Source organism: Angustibacter peucedani (assembly GCF_054779595.1).
Genome location: NZ_BAAGXY010000030.1, coordinates 39445 through 58378 on the forward strand (window position 1 = coordinate 39445; position 18934 = coordinate 58378).

The 18934-nt window shown below is 73.1% G+C and carries 19 protein-coding genes; 7 read left to right on the top strand and 12 right to left on the bottom strand.

The window, feature by feature from the left end; all coding sequences use genetic code 11:
• Window position 1 precedes the first annotated feature (1 nt).
• The 3 genes from rsmA to ACYVJ4_RS07275 form a co-directional block, all read right to left on the bottom strand.
• Entirely contained in the window at window positions 2-865 is an 864-nt protein-coding gene (gene rsmA / locus ACYVJ4_RS07265) for a 16S rRNA (adenine(1518)-N(6)/adenine(1519)-N(6))-dimethyltransferase RsmA (protein ID WP_460459445.1), read from the bottom strand.
• A gap of 128 nt (window positions 866-993) precedes the next feature.
• Entirely contained in the window at window positions 994-2088 is a 1095-nt protein-coding gene (locus ACYVJ4_RS07270) for a ubiquitin-like domain-containing protein (RefSeq protein ID WP_460459446.1), read from the bottom strand.
• Window positions 2089-2238: 150 nt separating this feature from the next.
• On the bottom strand, window positions 2239-3408 hold the full coding sequence (locus tag ACYVJ4_RS07275; protein WP_460459464.1) for a PfkB family carbohydrate kinase: 1170 nt from the start codon (window positions 3406-3408) through the stop codon (window positions 2239-2241).
• 39 nt (window positions 3409-3447) lie between these two features.
• Between ACYVJ4_RS07275 and ACYVJ4_RS07280 the strand changes: the two genes are divergently transcribed.
• Complete coding sequence (locus ACYVJ4_RS07280) at window positions 3448-4788, top strand: family 4 glycosyl hydrolase (protein WP_460459447.1); 1341 nt, start codon at window positions 3448-3450, stop codon at window positions 4786-4788.
• 12 nt (window positions 4789-4800) lie between these two features.
• Here the strand turns inward: ACYVJ4_RS07280 and ACYVJ4_RS07285 are convergent, their stop codons facing one another.
• From ACYVJ4_RS07285 to metG, 5 genes are all read right to left on the bottom strand, one after another.
• Window positions 4801-6132 carry an ABC transporter substrate-binding protein gene (locus tag ACYVJ4_RS07285; protein WP_460459448.1) on the bottom strand — a complete coding sequence of 444 codons (1332 nt, stop codon included), beginning with the start codon at window positions 6130-6132 and terminating at the stop codon, window positions 4801-4803.
• Window positions 6133-6143: 11 nt separating this feature from the next.
• Entirely contained in the window at window positions 6144-7007 is an 864-nt protein-coding gene (locus ACYVJ4_RS07290) for a carbohydrate ABC transporter permease (RefSeq protein WP_460459449.1), read from the bottom strand.
• Between the two features lie 7 nt (window positions 7008-7014).
• Window positions 7015-7890 (bottom strand): carbohydrate ABC transporter permease, encoded by an 876-nt coding sequence (locus tag ACYVJ4_RS07295; protein WP_460459450.1) that lies wholly within the window; start codon window positions 7888-7890, stop codon window positions 7015-7017.
• An 86-nt stretch (window positions 7891-7976) separates the two neighbouring features.
• Complete coding sequence (locus ACYVJ4_RS07300) at window positions 7977-8852, bottom strand: TatD family hydrolase (protein WP_460459451.1); 876 nt, start codon at window positions 8850-8852, stop codon at window positions 7977-7979.
• Window positions 8849-10639 (bottom strand): methionine--tRNA ligase, encoded by a 1791-nt coding sequence (gene metG, locus ACYVJ4_RS07305; protein WP_460459452.1) that lies wholly within the window; start codon window positions 10637-10639, stop codon window positions 8849-8851. Before metG ends, ACYVJ4_RS07300 begins: the two co-directional genes overlap by 4 nt.
• A gap of 56 nt (window positions 10640-10695) precedes the next feature.
• Between metG and ACYVJ4_RS07310 the strand changes: the two genes are divergently transcribed.
• From ACYVJ4_RS07310 to ACYVJ4_RS07325, 4 genes are read left to right on the top strand one after another with little or no spacing between them, the layout of a single operon-like run.
• Entirely contained in the window at window positions 10696-11130 is a 435-nt protein-coding gene (locus tag ACYVJ4_RS07310) for a RidA family protein (RefSeq protein WP_460459453.1), read from the top strand.
• A complete protein-coding gene (locus ACYVJ4_RS07315) occupies window positions 11127-11840 on the top strand; it encodes a VOC family protein (RefSeq protein WP_460459454.1) in 714 nt (237 codons plus the stop codon). The genes ACYVJ4_RS07310 and ACYVJ4_RS07315 overlap by 4 nt, the downstream gene beginning before the upstream one ends.
• A 52-nt stretch (window positions 11841-11892) precedes the next feature.
• Window positions 11893-12309 (top strand): adenylyltransferase/cytidyltransferase family protein, encoded by a 417-nt coding sequence (locus ACYVJ4_RS07320; RefSeq protein WP_460459455.1) that lies wholly within the window; start codon window positions 11893-11895, stop codon window positions 12307-12309.
• Between the two features lie 10 nt (window positions 12310-12319).
• The gene (locus tag ACYVJ4_RS07325; RefSeq protein WP_460459456.1) at window positions 12320-12922 is read left to right on the top strand and encodes a YdeI/OmpD-associated family protein; all 603 of its coding nucleotides are present in this window, start codon (window positions 12320-12322) and stop codon (window positions 12920-12922) included.
• Here the strand turns inward: ACYVJ4_RS07325 and ACYVJ4_RS07330 are convergent.
• Genes ACYVJ4_RS07330 through ACYVJ4_RS07340 form a run of 3 tightly spaced genes read right to left on the bottom strand, consistent with a single transcriptional unit; the run spans window position 12906 to window position 15716 of the window.
• The gene (locus tag ACYVJ4_RS07330) at window positions 12906-14081 is read right to left on the bottom strand and encodes an aminotransferase class I/II-fold pyridoxal phosphate-dependent enzyme (protein ID WP_460459457.1); all 1176 of its coding nucleotides are present in this window, start codon (window positions 14079-14081) and stop codon (window positions 12906-12908) included. The two genes, ACYVJ4_RS07325 and ACYVJ4_RS07330, sit on opposite strands and share 17 nt — an antisense overlap.
• Window positions 14082-14094: 13 nt before the next feature.
• The gene (gene rsmI, locus ACYVJ4_RS07335) at window positions 14095-14931 is read right to left on the bottom strand and encodes a 16S rRNA (cytidine(1402)-2'-O)-methyltransferase (protein ID WP_460459458.1); all 837 of its coding nucleotides are present in this window, start codon (window positions 14929-14931) and stop codon (window positions 14095-14097) included.
• Window positions 14928-15716 carry an SDR family NAD(P)-dependent oxidoreductase gene (locus tag ACYVJ4_RS07340; RefSeq protein ID WP_460459459.1) on the bottom strand — a complete coding sequence of 263 codons (789 nt, stop codon included), beginning with the start codon at window positions 15714-15716 and terminating at the stop codon, window positions 14928-14930. Before ACYVJ4_RS07340 ends, rsmI begins: the two co-directional genes overlap by 4 nt.
• A 33-nt stretch (window positions 15717-15749) precedes the next feature.
• On the opposite strand from ACYVJ4_RS07340, the gene ACYVJ4_RS07345 reads away from it, so the two are divergent.
• Window positions 15750-17339, top strand: a complete 1590-nt coding sequence (locus ACYVJ4_RS07345; RefSeq protein ID WP_460459460.1) for a dolichyl-phosphate-mannose--protein mannosyltransferase — start codon at window positions 15750-15752, stop codon at window positions 17337-17339.
• Here ACYVJ4_RS07345 and ACYVJ4_RS07350 read toward each other — a convergent pair.
• Window positions 17336-18040: a VOC family protein gene (locus ACYVJ4_RS07350; protein ID WP_460459461.1), complete on the bottom strand. Its 705-nt coding sequence runs from the start codon at window positions 18038-18040 to the stop codon at window positions 17336-17338. The genes ACYVJ4_RS07345 and ACYVJ4_RS07350 overlap by 4 nt on opposite strands.
• A gap of 171 nt (window positions 18041-18211) precedes the next feature.
• Between ACYVJ4_RS07350 and ACYVJ4_RS07355 the strand changes: the two genes are divergently transcribed.
• The coding region (locus tag ACYVJ4_RS07355) for a DUF222 domain-containing protein (protein ID WP_460459462.1) at window positions 18212-18934 on the top strand (723 nt) is incomplete at its 3' end.

Consider the following 18934-nt stretch of genomic DNA (forward strand, 5'->3'; position numbering starts at 1 on the left):
CCTAGGTGAGGGCCAGCGCCGCCCGCGCATCGGCGAGCGCGACGAACCCGTCGACGTCCAGCTGCTCGCCGCGCGTGCGCGGGTCGATCCTGGCCGCGCGCAGCACCTCCTCGGCCTGCTGCGCCGAGCCGGCCCAGCCGGCCAGCGCGGCCCGCAACGTCTTGCGGCGCTGGGCGAACGCGGCGTCGACGGCGGCGAACACCGCGGCCCGGCCGGCCCGGGTCTCGCGCGGCGGACGGCGGACCAGCCGCACCAGCCCGCTGTCGACGTTGGGCACCGGCCAGAAGACCGCGCGGCCGACGTGCCCGGCGCGGGTGACCTCGCCGTACCAGGCGGCCTTGACGCTGGGCACGCCGTAGACCTTGCTGCCCGGCGCCGCCGCGAGCCGCTCGGCCACCTCGGCCTGCACCATCACCAGCACGCTGCGCAGCGACGGCAGCAGCTCGAGCAGGTGCAGCAGCACGGGCACCGAGACGTTGTAGGGCAGGTTGGCGACCAGCGCGGTGGGCGGCGGGCCGGGCAGCGCGTCGACCCGCATCGCGTCGGCGAGGACGACGTCGAGCCGGTCGGCGCGGTCCGGACGACGGGCCTGCACCGTGGCGGGCAGGGCGCCGGCCAGCAGCGGGTCGAGCTCGACGGCGACGACGCGGTCGACGACGTCCAGCAGGGCGAGCGTCAGCGACCCCAGGCCCGGGCCGACCTCGACGACGACGTCGTCCGGACCGACCTCGGCGGCACGCACGATGCGCCGCACCGTGTTGGCGTCGACCACGAAGTTCTGGCCGCGCTGCTTGGTCGGCCGCAGGTCGAGCGCCTGCGCCAGCGCCCGGACGTCCCCGCCCCCCAGCAACCCGTCACCGCTCACCGCCCCACCTTCCCAGACCAGCGGCCCCCCTTTGCGCCACCCAGGCCGCTCTGCGCCACCCAGCAGCGGCTCGCCCGGCGCAAAGCGGCCCTGGCGGCGGAAAGGGGCGGGAGGTCAGGGGGAACGCGTCAGTCGTACAGGTGGGCGCCGCAGCCCCACTGCCCCGCACCGCCGCGCGCGAAGAGGATCTTCGCGCGCTTGAGCTGCTCGGCCGGCGAGGCGTCGATCGGGTTGCCCGACCCGCCCACGCCGTGCCAGGTGGCCAGCGAGAACTGGTACAGCCCGTAGTAGCCGGCCGGGTTCACGGCACGCGGGTTGCCGCCGGACTCGCACTGCGCCAGCGCGGCCCAGTTCAGACCGTCGCCGCCGCTGGGCAGGTCGCCCACCGGCGCCTCCTTGGTGCCGACGGTCTGCACCTGGGTGACCGGCTTGGTGACGACGACGCGGGTGAGCAGCGTCTTGGTGGTGACCTTGCCGTTGACGTAGGTCAGCACGTAGGTGACCCGGGCGGTGCCGGGCTTGCCGTGGGTCGTGACCTTGGTGGTGCCCTTGTCGAGCTTGGCGTCCTTCGTGGACGTCGTGCTGAAGGCGACCGCACGGGTCGAGGTGATCTTCTTCTTCAGCACGCGGTCGAGGCGCACGGTCGCGCCGTCGGTCAGCGGCCGCGACAGCGGGGCGTTGAGCTTGTCGAGCTGCCCCGGGCGCACGCCGACCTCGTCGAGCAGCTGCCCGACGGTGGCGGAGTAGGTGGTGCGGGCGGCCTTCTTGCCGCCGACGACCAGCGTGACGTCCTTGCGGGTGTCCATCGCCAGGTCGAGGCCCTGCCGGCCGAGCGGCAGCGAGCGCGACACCGACAGGCGCGCGCTGTCGGCGCGCAGCCCCAGCTGGGCCAGGGCGTCGTCGACGCTTAGCGCCGTCGTCCAGTACTCGCGCTGGTGGCCGTCGATCGTGACGGTCAGCTGGCGGCCGTAGCGGACGACGACGTCGGTGCCGTCCTGCACCGGGGAGGAGGCGGACGGCGACACGATGTCGTGGCCGCCGACGGTGATGCCCTCGCTGGCCAGGACGTCGCCGACGGTGTCACCGAAGGCGTGCACCGTCTGGTGCTTGCCGTCGACGACGAGGTCGACGCTCTTGTCGAAGCTCGCGAAGGCCACGGTGCCGGCGACGAGCGTGCCGAGCGTGAGCCCCTGGACGATCAGGCGGGTGGAGCGTGAGATCACGGTGGTCCAGACCTAGAAGCACCCGGGCACGGTCTCGGGCGTGGTGCACGCACATGAAGAAGGGGCGCGTCCGAAGGACGCACCCCCACGTGCGTGCTGCCCGAGGTCTTCCCCGACCACGGCCAACAGCGTCCGAGGGTAACGAACTCGTCACGGGAGGCCAAACGCACCGCCCTGACCTGCGGGTTTGCCGTGTCGCGACGCCTTGCGCGAGCGCGCCCGGGCCCGCTGGGCGTCCGACTGGCGCCCGATCGTCGCGCTGGCCCGCCGCACGGCTGCCCCCGGCACGTCGTGGACGACGTCGGCGAGGAACGCGTAGCGCCGCAACCACTGCGAGGGGGCGCCGGTGGCGCGCTGCTCGGTGAGGTGCCACCAGTCCGCGACGTCGCCCCAGCCCGGTGCCGCGAGCGAGCCGCCGAACTGCTGCACCGCGAGCGCCGCGGTCAGGTTGGCCAGGCCCAGCCGGTCGGCCAGCGGCCAGCCGGCGAGCGTGCCGGTGACGAAGGCGGCGGCGAAGACGTCGCCCGCGCCGGTGGGGTCGAGCGGGGTCACCGGCAGCGCCGGCACCCACTCCTCCTCCCCGGTCGTGGAGTCGACGGCGAGCGCGCCGTGCGCCCCGGCCGTCACCACCGCGATCGGCACCCGGTCGGCCAGCGCGTACAGCGCCGCCCACGGGTCGTCGGTGCGGGTGTAGGCCATCGCCTCGACGCTGTTGGGCAGGAACGCGTGGTAGTGCTCGAGCTGGGCGAGGGTGTCGCTCGACCACTCACCCGTGGGGTCCCAGCCGGTGTCGGCGAACAGCAGCGTCCCCTGGTCGGCGGCCTTGCGCGCCCAGGGCTCGAGCTGGGGCGCGAGGTCGACCAGGGCCGCCCGGGCCGGCGGCGGGTCGCCGATCATGGTGCTGGCGTCCTCGGGCGGCGCGTGCCCGTGCGAGACCATCGAGCGGTCGCGGTCGACCGACATCGAGACCGTCACCGGCGAGTGCCAGCCGTCGTAGCGCTTGGACCGCGACAGGTCGACACCCTCCTGCTGGTGCAGCGTCGTCCAGTTGAAGTCGCCGTACGAGTCGTCGCCGAAGGCCGCGGCCAGCGACGTGCGCAGGCCGAGCCGGCTGGCCGCGATCGCGACGTTCGCGACGCCGCCCGGGCACGACCCCATCCCCTCGGCCCACACCTCGGTGCCGGTGGCCGGCCGTTCCGGCAGCCCGGTGAAGATCAGGTCGAAGAAGACCGTGCCGGCCAGCAGCAGGTCGAAGCCCTCGGACGTCGAGCCGCCGGCCGGGCCGGGGGCGGGCGCGGGGCGGCTGCCGTCGGGCTCCATCACGCGTCCTCTCCGGGCCGGTGGGGCAGGATGCGGGCTGTGCGTCTGACGATCCTAGGTGGTGGCGGCTCGCGGGTGCCGCTGGTCGTACGAGCCCTGCGGGCGCCGTCGGCCCGGGGCGTCGTCGACGAGGTGGTGCTGCACGACACGGACCGGTTGCGGCTCAGGGCGATCGCCAACGTCGTGGCCGGCCTGGGCGACCCCGCGCTCGGTCCGGCGGTGCGCGTCGCGTCGGACCTCGACGACGCGCTGCGCGGCACGGACGTCGTCTTCTCGGCGATCCGGGTCGGGTCGACGTCCGGGCGGGTGGCCGACGAGCGGGTGGCGCTGCGGCTCGGCGTGATCGGGCAGGAGACCACGGGAGCCGGCGGCGTCGCCTACGCGCTGCGCACCGTGCCCGAGGCGGTGCGGGTGGCGCGCCGCCTGGCCGACCTCTCGCCGTCCGCGTGGGTCGTGAACTTCACCAACCCGGCGGGCCCGGTGACCCGGGCGATGCAGGACGTGCTGGGCGAGCGCGTCGTCGGGATCTGCGACTCGCCGTCCGGGCTGGTGCGCCGGGCCGCGCTGGCCGCCGGGCTCGACCCGGACGCCGTGCGCTCGGGCTACGCCGGGCTCAACCACCTCGGCTGGCTGCGCGCCCTCGAGGTCGACGGCGTCGACCACCTGCCCCGGCTGCTCGCGGACGACGCCGCGCTGGCGTCGTTCGAGGAGGGTCGACTGTTCGGCCCGGACCTGCTGCGGCTGCTCGGTTCTGTGCCGAACGAGTACCTCTTCTACTACTACGCGCAGCGCGAGGCGCTCGCTGCCATGACCGCGGCCGACGCCACCCGCGGCGAGGTGCTGCGCGACCAGCAGGACGCCCTCTACCCCGCGCTCGCGGCCGACCCGGACGGCGCGCTCGACCGCTGGGAGGCGGCCCGCCGCGAGCGCGAGGAGGGCTACCTGGCCGAGGCGCGCACCGAGGGCGAGGAGCGGGACGAGGCCGACCTCGCCGGTGGCGGGTACGAGCAGGTGGCGCTCGCCGTGATGCGCGCGGTCACCACGGGCGAGCCCGCCGAGCTGGTGGTCGACGTCCGCAACGGCGGCGCGCTGCGCCAGCTGCCCGACGACGCGGTCGTCGAGGTGCCCACCCGCGTGGACGGCGCGGGGGTGCACCCGCACCCGGCCGCCGACCTCGACGCCCACCAGCTCGGGCTGGTGAGCTCGCTGCGGGCGGTCGAGGACGCGGTGCTGGAGGCAACGGCCACCGGGTCGCGCGACGCCGCCCTGCGCGCGCTGGTCGTGCACCCGCTCGTCGACTCGGCGCGGGTCGCCGAGCAGCTGCTCGCGGGCTACGAGCAGGCGCACCCTGAGCTGCGCGCCCTGATCGTCGCGCGCTGAGCCGGGCCGGACCTACTTGATCGCGGCGTTCGCCGCGTCCTCGGCCTTCTTCAGCCCGGTCGCGACCGGCGTGCGACCGGCGAAGACCTCCTTGAACACCGGGTTGTACGCGTTGTTGGCGTCGAGGAACTTCGGCCCGAACGGCGCCTCGATGGTGTCGGTGCCGCTGGCCTCGCCGAACTGCGCGGTGTCGACCTGCTCCTTCTTCCAGAAGTCGTAGTACGACTGCTGGGCCGCGGTGACGGCGGGCAGCGCGCTGCCGGACTCGCCGACGAACGACGCGCCCTCCTTCGACCCCAGCCACTTCAGCACCTCGAGCGTCTGCTGCGGGTGCTTCGACTTCGCCGACCCCGCCGCCACGACGCTGTTGACGACGCTCACCCGGCCGGCCGGCCCGGCGGGCATCGGCGCGATGCCCCAGTCGAAGTCCGCGCCGTCGGCGACGTTCTTGAGGTTGTAGGTGCCCGACTCGAACAGCGCCAGCTTGCCCTGCAGGAACTTGTCGCGGCTGAAGTCGCCGTTGTCGTTGGTGTCCGCGGCCGACGGCGCGACGTGGTCGGTGTTGATGAGCTTGACCAGGTAGCCCAGCGCCTGCGCGCTCTTCGCGTCCTGGGCGAAGACGAAGCTGCCGTCGTCCGCCTGGAACTTCCCGCCGTTCGAGCCGATGAAGTTGTAGTAGATCGCGCCTAGGTCGTTGGCGACGTTGGTGCCGTACTGCGCGAGCTTGCGGCCGTCGAAGCCGGGCTGGTCGGCGGTCTTGCCACTGGAGTCCTTGGTCAGCTTCTTGGCCGCGGCCAGGTAGGTGTCGGACGCCGGGTCGGTCGGGTTCCAGGTCAGGTCCGACGGGTCGACGCCGGCCGCCTCGACCAGCTTCTTGTTGTAGTAGACGACGGTGCGGCCGTCGGTGAGCGCCGGCACGCCCCACAGCTTGCCGTTGCGGGAGTACTGGTCGACGGCGGCCTGCACGAAGCCGGCCTTCTCGTCGGGCAGCGCGCTGCCGACGTCCACGAGGGCGCCGCTGTCGGCGAGCTGGCCGAAGGGCGAGGAGTTGATCCAGAAGATGTCGTCGACGTCGCCGCTGCTGACGTCCAGCGGCAGCTTGGTGAAGTAGTCCGCGTAGGGCACCAGGTTGATCTTCACCGTGATGTCGGGGTGCTGCTGGGTGAAGGCGGCGAACGACTTCTCGTAGGCCTTCTGCACCTGGTCGTCCCAGATCCGCACGGTGACGGTGGTCTTCCCACCCGCGCTCTTCGTGTCGCCGTCGCCGGACGACGACGGCGAGCAGGCGGCCGCGGCCAGCGCGACGACGGCCAGGACGGGCAGGACGGCGGAGCGTGATCTCATGCGACGACCTCTCACTTGAACCCGGTGATGGTGATCGACCGGACGACGTGCCGCTGGAACACCAGGAAGACGACCACCAGCGGGACGAGGGCGACCGTGGTGGCCGCCATGACGAGGGTCCAGTTGCCGTTGTACTGCGACTGGAGGTTGGCCGTGGCCAGCGTGAGCGTCTGCCACGTCGGGCCGCTGGTGATGACCAGCGGCCACAGGAAGTTGTTCCAGTGCGACACCACGGTGATGACCGCGAGCGTCGCGAGGATGGGACGGCTGACCGGCACGACCACGTGCCGCAGCAGCTGCAGCGTGCTGCACCCGTCGAGGCGGGCGGCGTCGACGAGGTCCTGCGGGATCGCGCGGAAGTACTCGCGCAGCAGGAAGATCGCGTAGGGCGACCCGAACACCTGGGGCAGCACCAGGGCCCAGAAGGTGTTGCGCAGACCGGCCGCCGCGAACATCGCGTACAGCGGGATGATCGTGACGACCTGCGGCACCATCAACGTCGCCAGGTAGACCCAGAAGAGCGTGTCGCGGCCGCGGAACTGCAGCCGCGCGAACGCGAACGCCGCCAGCACCGAGAAGGTCAGCTGGCACACCAGGATCACCACGACGACCTGCACCGTGACGGCGACGGGCGTCACGAAGTCGTACTGCCCGCCGAACAGCGTGCTGAAGTTCGAGAACGTCACCGGGTGCGGCAGCGACAGCGCCGGCTCGGCCGCGAACTGCTTCGGCGACTTCACGGCCGTCATCAGGCTGAGCAGGAACGGCGCGAGGGTGACGACGGCGCACACCACCAGCAGCGCGTAGGCGGCGACGTCGCCGGCCACCGTGCCGCGCAGCGCGCGGGGCGGACGTCGGTCGAGGGCGGTGGTCATGACGCGATCACGTCGACAGGTCGTACGTCGTGCGGCGGGCGAACCACCGCTGCTGGGCCAGCGTGATGACGACGAGCAGGACGAGCAGCAGCAACGCCATCACCGAGGCGGTGCCGATGTCGCGCGACTGGAACGCCTGGTAGTAGATGCGGCCGGCGATGACGTCGGTGACGCCCTGCGGTCCGCCCTGCGGCGTGAGCGCGTAGATCGAGTCGAAGACCTGGAAGCTGCTGATGACGCCGGTGACCAGGACGAAGAACATGGTCGGGCGCAGCAGCGGGAGCTTGATGCGCCAGAAGGACTGCCACGCCCCGGCGCCGTCCATGCGCGCGGCCTCGAGCAGGTGCGTCGGGATCGCCTGCAACCCCGCGGTGAAGAACAGCGTGACGTAGCCGACCTGGGTCCACACCGTCACCGCGACCACGGACGGCAGGGCCAGCTGGGGGTCGGCCAGCCACTCGACCCGTTGGTGCAGCAGGGTGTTGAGCGCACCGTCCGTGGGGGCCAGCACCCAGCGCCAGACGACGCCGAGCACCAGCGGCGCGCAGATCCACGGCAGCACGTAGACCACGCGGAAGGCCGCCGACCCCCGCAGCCCCCGGGTCAGCAGGCTCGCGCCAAGCAGGCCGAGCGCGGTCTGCAGCGGGATGACGGCGAGGACGAACACCGCGGTGATGCCCAGCGACCGGTAGAAGGCGCTGTCGCCCAGCACCGCGCGCCAGTTGTCGAGCCCGGCCGGCGCGACCGGCGAGATGAGGTTCCAGCGGTGGAACGAGAGCCAGGTGACGACGAGGACCGGCAGCACGAGGAAGACCGCCACGCCGAACAGGCTCGGGGCCAGCAGCGCGTACGCGGTGCCGTTCTGCCGTCGTCCGCCGTCCACGCGTCTGCCCCCTCTCGCCGTCCGGAGTGCCAGTTTCCTCCCGAACACTTACCCCATGTCCGGGAGGTCCGACACCTGGACGCGGTTCAGCCCCAGGGGCCGTAGAGGTGCTCGGCGGTGGCGTCGAGCGCGCGGCACAGCGCCGGGACGTCGACCGCCAGCACCTGCGCCATGGCGCGCACCGTGTGCGGCACCAGGTAGCTGGCGTTCGGCCGTCCGCGGTACGGGGTCGGCGTGAGGTACGGCGCGTCGGTCTCGACCTGCAGACGGTCGAGCGGCGTGACGGCCAGCGCGTCGCGCAGGCCCTGCGCGTTCTTGAACGTCACCGTCCCCGCGAACGACAGGAAGTAGCCGGCGTCGACCGCGCGGCGGGCCATCGCGACGTCCCCGCTGAAGCAGTGGAAGACCGTGCGCGCCGGCGCTCCCTCCTCCGCCAGGATCCGTAGGACGTCGTCGTGCGCGTCGCGGTCGTGGATCTGCAGCGCGAGGTCGAGCTCCTTGGCGAGGGCGATGTGCCGCCGGAACGACTCCTGCTGCACGGCCTGGCCGTCAGGCCCGGTGCGGAAGTAGTCCAGGCCGGTCTCGCCGATGCACCGCACCCGTGGATGCGCTGCGAGAGAGGCGATCTCGTCGATCGCGGCGTCGAGCTGCCCGACCTCGGCCAGTCGCGGGGCCTCGTTGGGGTGCAGGGCCACCGCACCGAGGAGGCGGGGCTGGCGGTCGACGAGCCGCACGGTCCAGCGGGCGCTGGGCAGGTCGCAGCCGACCTGCACCGCCCGGGTGACGTTGACGCCGGCGGCGCGCTGCAGCAGGGCGTCGAGCGCGTCGTCGTCGACCTCGACCTCGTCGTGGTCGGGCCAGCTGTCGCGCGTCGAGCCGCCGATGTCGAGGTGGGTGTGGTTGTCGACGACCGGCAGGGGCAGCGGGTCCGGGGTCGGCGGCAGCTCGGCCCGCTCGCTCACGAGCCGCTGCCGCCCAGCCGGGCCAGCTCCTCGTCGACCACCGACGGGTCGAGCTTGGTGAAGACGGGCACCGGCGGCCCGACCGTCGCGCCGACCTCGACCGGCACCGACTCCCACCGCGGGAAGCCGCTGTAGTCGCCCATCAGCACCGGGTACGGCGCCCCGCCGTCGAGGTCGTCGACCTCGCGGATCTCGGGCATCGGCGAGACGACGCCCGTGCCGCCGAAGACCTCGTGCACCGTCTGCGCGCTGAACGGCAGGAACGGCGACAGCAGCGTGCGGCAGTCGCTGATCGCCTGCACCGCCACGTGCAGCACCGTGCCCATGCGCTCGCGGTCCTCCTTGAGCTTCCACGGCGTCTGGTCCGACAGGTAGGTGTTGACCGCCGACACGACGCGCATCGCCTCGGCCAGCGCCTGCTTCATCCGGTGGGTCCCGAGCAGCTCCCCCACGGCGTCGAACGCGGCGGACGTCGTCGCGAGCAGCGCGCGGTCGTCGTCCGTCAGCTCGCCGGCGGGCGGGATCTCGCCGAAGTTCTTGTGCACCAGGTTGGCCGTGCGGTTGACGAGGTTGCCCCACCCGGCGACGAGCTCGTCGTTGGTGCGGCGCACGAACTCGGCCCAGGTGAAGTCGGTGTCGTTGGTCTCGGGGCCGGCAGCGGTGAGGAAGTAGCGCAGGGCGTCCGGCTGGTAGCGCTGCAGGAACTCGTGGACGTAGATGACGACGCCGCGGCTGGACGAGAACTTGCGGCTCTCCATGGTGAGGAACTCGCTGCTGACGACCTCGCTCGGCAGGTTGAGCTCGCCGTACTCGCCGGGCTCGCCACCCTTGTCGCCCTTGCCGTTGTAGCCCAGCAGCTCGGCCGGCCAGATCTGGGCGTGGAACGTGATGTTGTCCTTGCCCATGAAGTAGTACGACAGGGCCTCGGGGTCGTTCCACCAGGCACGCCAGGCGTCCGGGTCGCCGGTGCGCCGCGCCCACTCGACGGACGCCGAAAGGTACCCGATGACCGCGTCGAACCAGACGTAGAGGCGCTTGGTGGGCTGGTCCTCCCAGCCCGGCACGAGGATGCCCCAGTCCAGGTCGCGGGTCATGGCGCGCGGCCGCAGGTCCTCGACGAGGTTCTTGCTGAACTTGATGACGTTCGGCCGCCACGTGCCGGTCGCCTCGCGCTCGTCCAGCCAGGCCCCCAGCGCCTCGGCCAGGGCGGGCAGGTCGAGGAAGAAGTGCTGGGTCTCGACGAACTCCGGCGTCTCGCCGTTGATCTTGCTGCGCGGCTCGATCAGGTCGGTCGGGTCGAGCTGGTTGCCGCAGTTGTCGCACTGGTCGCCGCGCGCGCCGTCGTAGCCGCAGATCGGGCAGGTGCCCTCGATGAAGCGGTCGGGCAGGGTGCGACCGGTCGACGGCGAGATGGCGCCGCGGGTGGTCTGCTCGACCATGTACCCGTTGCGCTGCACGCCCCGGAACAGCTCCTGGGCCACGGCGGCGTGGTTGCGGGTCGTCGTCCGGGTGAACAGGTCGTAGGTCAGCCCGAGCGCGGCGAGGTCCTCGACGATCCGCCGGTTGTAGCGGTCGGCGAGCTCCTGCGGCGAGACGCCCTCGGCCTCGGCCTGCACCAGGATCGGCGTGCCGTGCTCGTCGGTGCCGCTGACCATCAGGACGTCGTGCCCGCACATCCGCATGTACCGGCTGAAGACGTCGGACGGGACGCCGAAACCGGCCACGTGGCCGATGTGGCGCGGACCGTTGGCGTACGGCCAGGCGACGGCGGACAGGACGTGGCTCATGCCCCAAGCCTAGTGAGGGGGCGCCAGCGGTTTGTCCGCGGCAGTAGCGTCGGGCCATGAGCGAGCCAGCAGCGGAGCCGGCGGCCGGGCCGCAGCGGCAGAACGTCTCGTCCGGCGCGTCCTGGGAGTCCGTCGTCGGCTACAGCCGCGCGGTGCGCGTCGGCGACCACGTCTGGGTCGCGGGGACGACGGCGAGCACGCCCGACGGGCCACCGGTCGGCGGCGACGACGCCTACGCCCAGACCCGCGAGGCGCTGCGCCGGGTCGTGGCCGCGCTGGCCGAGGTCGGGGCGAGCCCGGCGGACGTCGTCCGCACCCGCATGTACGTCACCGACATCGCCTGCTGGTCGGACGTCGGCCGGGCGCACGGCGAGGTGTTCGCCGACGTCCGGCCGGTCTCGACGATGGTCGAGGTGCAGGCGCTGATCGACCGGCGGCTGCTCGTCGAGGTCGAGGCCGAGGCGGTGCTGGGCGCGGGGCGGCAGCCATGAGCACCGCGTTCGAGCACGTGGTGTGGAACGCGGTGGACGTCGACGCGCAGGCCGCCTGGTGGGCGCACGCGCTGGGCTGGTCGGAGTCCTACCGCGACGAGCACGAGGTCGACCTGGACCCGCCGGCCGGCGACCCGCACCTGCGACTGGTCTTCGTGCCGGTGCCCGACCTCGGGCCGGCCCGCGGGCGCGTGCACCTCGACCTGCGCACGCGCGACCACCAGCACCACCACGACACCGTGCTGCGGCTCGTGCACGCCGGCGCGACGCGGGTGGACGTCGGGCCGGTGCCGTGGACCGTCCTGCGCGACCCCGAGGGCACGCCGTTCTGCGTGCTCGAGCCGCGGCCCGAGTACACGGCCGGCGCGGTGGCAGCGGTCGTCGTCCAGGCCGTCGACCCCGAGGCCCTGCTGGCGTTCTACCGCGAGGCGACCGGGTGGGAGCGGCACGACACCGGGCTGGTCGCGCTGCGGTCGCCCGACGGCGTCTTCCTCGAGCTGTACCCGGTGGCCGAGCCGCCGTCCGGGCTCGACCGGCTGCACCTCGACGTCCGGCCGCGGCCCGGCAGCCCGCAGGGCGAGGAGGTGTCGCGGCTGCTCGCCCTGGGGGCGGCGCCGCTCGACGTCGGGCAGGGCGACGTCCCGTGGGAGGTCATGGCCGACCCGGAGGGCAACGCCTTCTGCGTGCTGTCGACGCCCGCTTCCCCGTGATCGCGGGGGTCCCGTGGCTAGGCTGGCGCGACCGCGAGAGAGGGCCGGCCGCATGACCACGGTGATCACCTTCGGGACCTTCGACGTCCTGCACGTCGGGCACCTGCGCATCCTGCAGCGCTCGCGCGAGCGCGGCGACCGGCTGGTGGTCGGGGTGTCGTCGGACGCGCTGAACTTCTCGAAGAAGGCGCGCAACGCGGTCTTCAGCCAGGAGGAGCGCTGCGAGCTGGTGGCGAACCTGCGCTGCGTCGACGAGGTGTTCGTCGAGGAGTCGCTCGAGCTCAAGCGCGAGTACGTCGTGCAGCACGGCGCCGACGTGCTGGTGATGGGTGACGACTGGGCCGGGAAGTTCGACCACCTGTCCGACGTGTGCGAGGTGGTCTACCTCGAGCGCACCCCGTCGATCTCGACCACAGCCGTGATCGAGCACATCACGACGATGCGCCCGGCTGTCGGCGGTGCTGGCTAGCGTCAGGTCCATGGCCGACGACCTGCCCGACCTGCTGCTGCCCGACCCGGCTGCGTGGCGCGCCTGGCTGCACGAGCACCACGCCACCTCCCCCGGCGTGTGGCTGGTGCTCGGCAAGGGCAAGGCCGTCGTGCCCACCTCCGTGCGCTGGGAGTCCGCGGTCACCGAGGCGCTCTGCTACGGCTGGATCGACGGGCAGTCGCGCAAGGGCGACGAGACGGTCTGGTACCAGCGGTTCACCCCGCGACGCCCGCGCAGCATCTGGTCGCAGAAGAACGTCGCCACCGTCGGCCGGCTCACCGAGGCCGGGCTGATGCAGCCCGCCGGGCTGGCCGCCGTCGACGCCGCCAAGGCCGACGGGCGCTGGGACGCCGCCTACGTCGGCCCGGCCACGGCCGAGGTGCCCGACGACCTCGCGGCGGCGGTGGCGGCGAGCCCCGTGGCCACCGAGGTGTTCGGCCTGCTCAACCGCACCAACCGGTTCGCGGTGCTGCACCGGGTCGGGCAGGCCAAGAAGCCCGAGACGCGCGCCCGACGCATCGCGCAGTTCGTCGAGATGCTCGAGCGGCGCGAGACGGTCTACCCGCAGAAGGGCCTCACCCCAGACGCGTGAGCCCACGCTTGAGCTGGCGCGCCGCCTGGGCGATGCGCTGCTCGTTCTCGATCAGCGCGAACCGCACGTAGCCGTCGCCCTGCGCGCCGAAGCCGACGCCGGGGCTGACCGCGACGTCGCACTCGCGCACGAGGTGCGTCGCGAACTCGATCGACCCCATGTCGCGGTAGGGCTCCGGGATCGGCGCCCAGGCGAACATCGTGCCGCGCGGCCGCTCGATGCCCCAGCCCGCGCGGTCGAGCCCGTCGCACAGCGCGTCGCGGCGGCGCTGGTAGACCGCGTTGACCTCGGCCGGGTAGTCGACCGCCTCGTCGAGCGTCACCGTCGCCGCGATCTGGATCGGCTGGAAGGTGCCGTAGTCGAGGTAGCTCTTCAGCTTGGCCAGGGCGCCCACGACCTCGCGGTTGCCGACCAGGAACGCCACCCGCCAGCCGGCCATCGAGAACGACTTGGTCATCGAGTAGAGCTCGACCGCGACGTCCCGCCCGCCCTCGCACTGCAGGATCGACGGCGGCACCCAGCCGTCGAACGCCGTCTCGGCGTAGGCGAAGTCGTGCACCAGGACGACGTCGCGCTCGCGGGCCCAGTCGACCAGCCGCTGCAGGTCGGCCAACTCGACCGTCGCCGTCGTCGGGTTGTGCGGGAAGGACAGGACGACGACGCGCGGCTTGGGCCAGCCGTACTCCCAGGCCTCCATGACGTTCTCGACGAAGTCCTGCCCCGGCCCGACGCCGACCTGCCGCGCGTCGGCGCCGGCGAAGTACGGGCCCCAGATGTGGATCGGGTACGACGGCGAGGGCACGAGCGCCGCGTCGCCGGGCTGCAGCAGCACCCACATCAGGTGGCTGAAGCCCTCCTTGGCGCCGATGGTGCTGATGACCTCGGTCTCGGGGTCGAGCTCGACGCCGAACCGGCGACGGTAGAGGCCGGCCACGGCCTGGCGCAGCTTCGGGATGCCGCGCGAGGAGGAGTAGCGGTGGTTGCGCGCGTTGTGCGCGGCCTCGGCCAGCTTCTCGACGGCGATCTCCGGCGACGGGATGTCGGGGTTGCCGAAGCCGAGGTCGATGACGTCGCGGCCGGCCCGGCGCGCCTCGACCTTCAGGCCGTCGATGATCGTGAACACGTACGGCGGCAGGCCCGGGATGCGACGGAACTCCATCGCCCCAGGCTAGTCAGGCTCGGGCGGCGAGGACGGCGTCGTACAGCTCGCGCTTGCTGGTGCCGTGCGCCGTCGCCACCTCGGCCACGGCCTCCTTGAGCCGCACCCCGTCGGCCACCCGTTGCTGCACCTGGGCGACGAGCTGCTCGGGGGTGGCGTCCGCCGGCGGCGCGGCGCCCTCGACCACCACCGTGATCTCCCCGCGCACCTCGCCGTCCTCGGCCCAGCGCACGAGGTCGCCGAGCGGCGCCCGCACGACCTCCTCGTACGTCTTCGTCAGCTCGCGGCACACGGCGGCCCGGCGGTCGGCGCCGAAGCCCTCGGCCAGCGCGCCCAGGGCGGCGGCGAGCCGGTGCGGGGCCTCGAAGAACACCAGCGTGCGGCGCTCGGCGGCCAGCTCGGCGACGGTCCGCGAGCGCTCGCCCGGCTTGCGCGGCAGGAAGCCCTCGAAGCAGAACCGGTCGACCGGCAACCCGCTCAGGGCCAGGGCGGTGAGCACGGCGCTCGGGCCGGGCACGGCCGTGACGCGCACGCCGGCGTCGACCGCCGCGGCCACGAGCCGGTAGCCGGGGTCCGAGACCGACGGCATGCCGGCGTCCGTGACGACGACCACGGTCGCGCCGCCGACCAGCTGCTCGACGAGCTCGGGCGTGCGCCGCTGCTCGTTGTGCTCGTGGTAGCTGACCACCCGGCCCGACGGCTGGACGTCGAGCGTCTGGGTCAACCGGTGCAGCCGCCGGGTGTCCTCGGCGGCGACGACGTCGGCGTCGCGCAGGGCGGCCACCAGCCGCGGCGGGGCGTCGGTCACGTCACCGATCGGCGTGCCGGCGAGCACGAGCAGCCCGCTCACGAGGAGCCGAACCGGCGGGCGCTGGCCCGGTGCTGCGCGCCGTCGACGACGACGTCCGCACCGGTGACCCAGGTGGCGCGCTCCGAGAGCAGGAAGGTGACGACGTCGGCCACCTCGTCGGCCCGGCCGAGCCGGCCCCAGGGGAACTCGCCCTGCTCGAAGCGCCCGAAGGCCTCGGGGTCGTCCAGACGCAACGCGTCCCACCCACCGCCCTCGAACAAGATGCTGCCCGGGCTCACCGCGTTGACCCGGATGCCGTCTCCCGCCAGCTCGTCGGCGAGGACGCGGGCGAGGTGGATCTCTGCCGCCTTGGCCACGGCGTAGGTGGTGCGCGGTGCGACCCGTGAGCCGGTGATGCTGGTGACCAGGACGACGGCCCCGCCCCCGGCGCGCACGAGGTGGACGTAGCCCGCGTGCACCAGGGCAGCGGCGTGCCCGGCATTCAGCTCGAAGGTCGCGGTGAAGTCGGCCGGCGTGCTGTCGAGCAGGTTGCCGCCCACGGTGCCCCCGGCGTTGGCCACCAGCCGGTCGAGGCCGCCGAGCTCGTCGGCCACCTCGTCGACGGCCGTGGCGAGCGCCCCGTGGTCGGTGACGTCGACGCGACGCGTGACGACCCGGGTGCCGTGCCGCGCCACCTGGAGGGCGGCGGCGGCGAGGCCCTCCGCTCCGCGGGCGAAGAGGGCGACGTCCGCCCCTTCGGCCGCGAGCGAGTCGGCGATGGCGAGGCCGAGGCCGCGGCTGGCCCCGGTGACGACGGCGCGGGCTCCGCGCAGACCCAGATCCATGCCCTGACGATAGGCGCTGCCTACGATGGCGCGGTGACCACCGCCGCGCCGCCGAGCGCCCAGCTCGACGCCCGGCTGCGCACCCACCTGCTGGGGCGGCGGCCGACGTCCGCGCTGTGGGGCTGGGTGGGTCCGCTCGCGATCGCAGCGGTCGGCGGGTTCTTCCGGTTCTGGCACCTCGGACGGCCGCACCAGCTGGTGTTCGACGAGACCTACTACGTCAAGCAGGGCTCGTCGTTCCTCGACTACGGCTACGAGCGGTCGGTGGCGCCGAGCCTCGGCACGACGCCCGACCGGCTCTTCACCAGCGGCACGACGGACGTGTGGGGCAAGAGCGCGGACTTCGTCGTCCACCCGCCGGTGGGCAAGTGGATGATCGCCGCCGGCGAGCAGCTGTTCGGCCAGACGAGCTCGTTCGGCTGGCGCTTCACGGTGGCCCTGTGCGGCACGTTGTCGATCCTGATGATCGGGCGGATCGCGCGGCGGCTGCTCGGCTCCACGCTGCTGGGCTGCATCGCGGCGCTGCTGCTCGCGTTCGACGGGCACCACTTCGTGCACAGCCGCACCGGGCTGCTCGACCTGTTCGTGATGTTCTGGGCGCTCGCGGCGTTCGGGGCGCTGCTGGTCGACCGCGACCACGCGCGCGAGCGTCTGGCGGTGGTGGTGGCCCGCGCTCGGGTCGGCGGCGGCGGGCGGCTCAACGGCACCGGCCCGTCCCTCGGGTGGCGGCCGTGGCGGCTGCTGGCCGCGCTGTGCCTCGGGCTGTGCTGCGGCACCAAGTGGTCGGGTCTGTACTTCGTCGTGGTCTTCGGCCTGATGACGGTGCTGTGGGACGTCGGGGCGCGTCGGGCTGCCGGGGTGCGGCAGTGGCTGCTCGGCGGGCTGGTGAAGGACGGCGTGCCCGCCTTCCTGACCGTCGTGCCCGTGGCGCTGGCGACCTACCTCGCGTCGTGGACCGGCTGGTTCGCGACCAAGGGCGGCTGGGACCGGGACTGGGGCGCGGCGCACCCGTCGAAGAGCTTCGGCTTCGTGCCGGACGCGCTGCGCGGGCTGTGGCACTACCACCAGCAGATGTACCACTTCCACGTCACGCTGACCTCGAGCCACCCGTACAAGACGAACCCGTGGTCGTGGATCGTGCAGGGCCGGCCGACCTCCTTCTTCTACGAGACCAAGACCCGCGGACAGGACGGCTGCACGGTCGCGCAGTGCAGCAAGGCGATCACCTCGATCGGGACGCCGACGCTGTGGTGGGGCGCGGCGATCGCGGTGTTCGTGCTGCTGGCGGTCTGGGCGCTGCGCCGCGACTGGCGCGCGGGCGCGATCCTGGCCGGCGTCGTCGCGGGGTACGTCCCGTGGTTCGCCTTCCAGCAACGCACCATCTACTCGTTCTACGCGATCGCCTTCCTCCCCTGGCTGGTCCTGGCCGTCACCTACGTGATGGGGATGGTGCTCGGGCCGCCGACCGCGTCGCCGCGCCGACGGCTGGTCGGCGCGACGTTCGCGGGCTCGTACGTCGTCGTGTGCGTGATGCTGTTCTTCTTCTTCTGGCCGGTGTACACGGCGCAGGTGATCCCGTACGCGCAGTGGGCGGCGCGGATGTGGTTCCCGAGCTGGATCTAGCTCTTCGCGGCGGCCAGGCTGGTGCAGACGCAGGCCCGGTTGCCGTCGGCGTCGGCCAGCACGGTGAACGACGGCGCCTCGCTGTCGTCGACGACCGTGCCACCCGCTGCGACCGCGGCGGCGATGCGCTCGTCGGCGACCTCGGGCGGGACCCACACGTCGAGGTGGAAGCGCTGCCGCGGCGTCTCGTGCTCGTCGGTCTCCTGGAACCACAGGCCGGGGAGGCGCTCGGTCGCGTCGCGGATGCCGTCGTCCAGGCTGCCCCGACCGCGCGAGCTGGTCGTGCCGGTGAGCAGCACGGCCCAGAAGTCGGCGACAGCGCCCGACCGCACGGTGTCGAGCGCCAGCTCGATCCCGGTGACCGACCGGGGATCGGCCCGCAGCCCGAGCTCGGCGGCGACCTCGGTGACCTGGCGCGCCAGGTCGACGTCGCGCTGCGTCACCCACTCGACGACGTGCTCGACTCCCTCGCCGTCGCGGTAGACCGCGTCGGTGCTGATGGCCTTGAGGTCGACGAACCCGTCGCCGACCGTGACCCGTGGGTGGTGACCGCCCGGGTCGGCGGTCGCGGCCACCGCGGCGACGAAGCGGGCCCCCGCCGCGAAGTCCTCGACGAGGTAGCGCGCGTGCAGGCCCTGGGCCAGCAGCCGCCAGTCGGCGAGGTCGGCGGCAGCGATCTGGTCTCGCATCAGCATGTCCATGACGGCGACCGTAGACCCGGTTCCGGACAGCGCGCGTCCGGAACACACGTCGTCGGCGGCAGCTGTGGAGGACGGGAGCGGCGTCGTCCACCGGTGGAGAGCGGTGGTCACATCATCCACAGGCCTGTTGTGCCACAACGTGTTGTCGGTGGCTGCCGCTAGGTTTGACGCATGACGACGGCGACGTGGCAGCTCGCAGGGGACGCCCTGGGTGCTGAGCTGCGCCGTCACGACCACGCCGAGCGGATGGCGCACGTCGCCAAGATCCAGCTCGCCGCAGAAGCGATGCAGCGCGGGCTGCCGCGGCAGAGCGGGTGCCGTGATCTGGCCGCATGGGTGCGGCGCGAGCTGCCAGCGTGCAGCCCGGGTGAGGCGGCGCGGATCGCGGCTCGGGCGGAGGCGTTCTACCGCTCGCCCGCTGCGCCGCAGCTGGGACCGACCCGGGAGGCGCTGCTGGCCGGGGTGATCAGCGGGGAGCAGGCCGATGTCATCGCCAGCACGGTCGCGGCACTGCTGCCGCCGCAGGTCCCGGTCGGTGCGGTGCCCGCCGAGGCCGTGGCCCGCAGCCAGGCGCTGCTGCTGGGCGAGACGGACCGACTCGATCCGAAAGCCCTGGCGAAGCTGGCCGCGAAGCTACGCGCCTCCCTCGACCCTGATGCCGACGACCGGTTGGCGCGGGACGGGAAGCGTCAGGAGCAGGTGCGTGGGGTGACGCTGGTGCCGATGGACTCGGGCCTGTGGCACCTGGAGGCGCTGCTGACCAAGCGGGCCGGAGCGGCCCTCAAGGCGGCGGTCGACGCGTGGTCCGCGCCGCAGCCCGCGGCCGACGGCACGCCCGACCCGCGCACGGCCGCCCAGCGGCGGCATGACGGGCTGCAGCGCCTGGCCGAAGAG

Excerpts from the sequence above, each read along its gene's own strand:
- ACYVJ4_RS07275 (WP_460459464.1), bottom strand. The coding sequence starts at position 3,408 with ATGGAGCCCGACGGCAGCCGCCCCGCGCCCGCCCCCGGCCCGGCCGGC.
- ACYVJ4_RS07285 (WP_460459448.1), bottom strand. The coding sequence starts at position 6,132 with ATGAGATCACGCTCCGCCGTCCTGCCCGTCCTGGCCGTCGTCGCGCTG.
- ACYVJ4_RS07290 (WP_460459449.1), bottom strand. The coding sequence starts at position 7,007 with ATGACCACCGCCCTCGACCGACGTCCGCCCCGCGCGCTGCGCGGCACG.
- metG (WP_460459452.1), bottom strand. The coding sequence starts at position 10,639 with ATGAGCCACGTCCTGTCCGCCGTCGCCTGGCCGTACGCCAACGGTCCG.
- ACYVJ4_RS07310 (WP_460459453.1), top strand. The coding sequence starts at position 10,696 with ATGAGCGAGCCAGCAGCGGAGCCGGCGGCCGGGCCGCAGCGGCAGAAC.
- ACYVJ4_RS07315 (WP_460459454.1), top strand. The coding sequence starts at position 11,127 with ATGAGCACCGCGTTCGAGCACGTGGTGTGGAACGCGGTGGACGTCGAC.
- ACYVJ4_RS07320 (WP_460459455.1), top strand. The coding sequence starts at position 11,893 with ATGACCACGGTGATCACCTTCGGGACCTTCGACGTCCTGCACGTCGGG.
- ACYVJ4_RS07325 (WP_460459456.1), top strand. The coding sequence starts at position 12,320 with ATGGCCGACGACCTGCCCGACCTGCTGCTGCCCGACCCGGCTGCGTGG.
- ACYVJ4_RS07330 (WP_460459457.1), bottom strand. The coding sequence starts at position 14,081 with ATGGAGTTCCGTCGCATCCCGGGCCTGCCGCCGTACGTGTTCACGATC.
- ACYVJ4_RS07340 (WP_460459459.1), bottom strand. The coding sequence starts at position 15,716 with ATGGATCTGGGTCTGCGCGGAGCCCGCGCCGTCGTCACCGGGGCCAGC.
- ACYVJ4_RS07350 (WP_460459461.1), bottom strand. The coding sequence starts at position 18,040 with ATGGACATGCTGATGCGAGACCAGATCGCTGCCGCCGACCTCGCCGAC.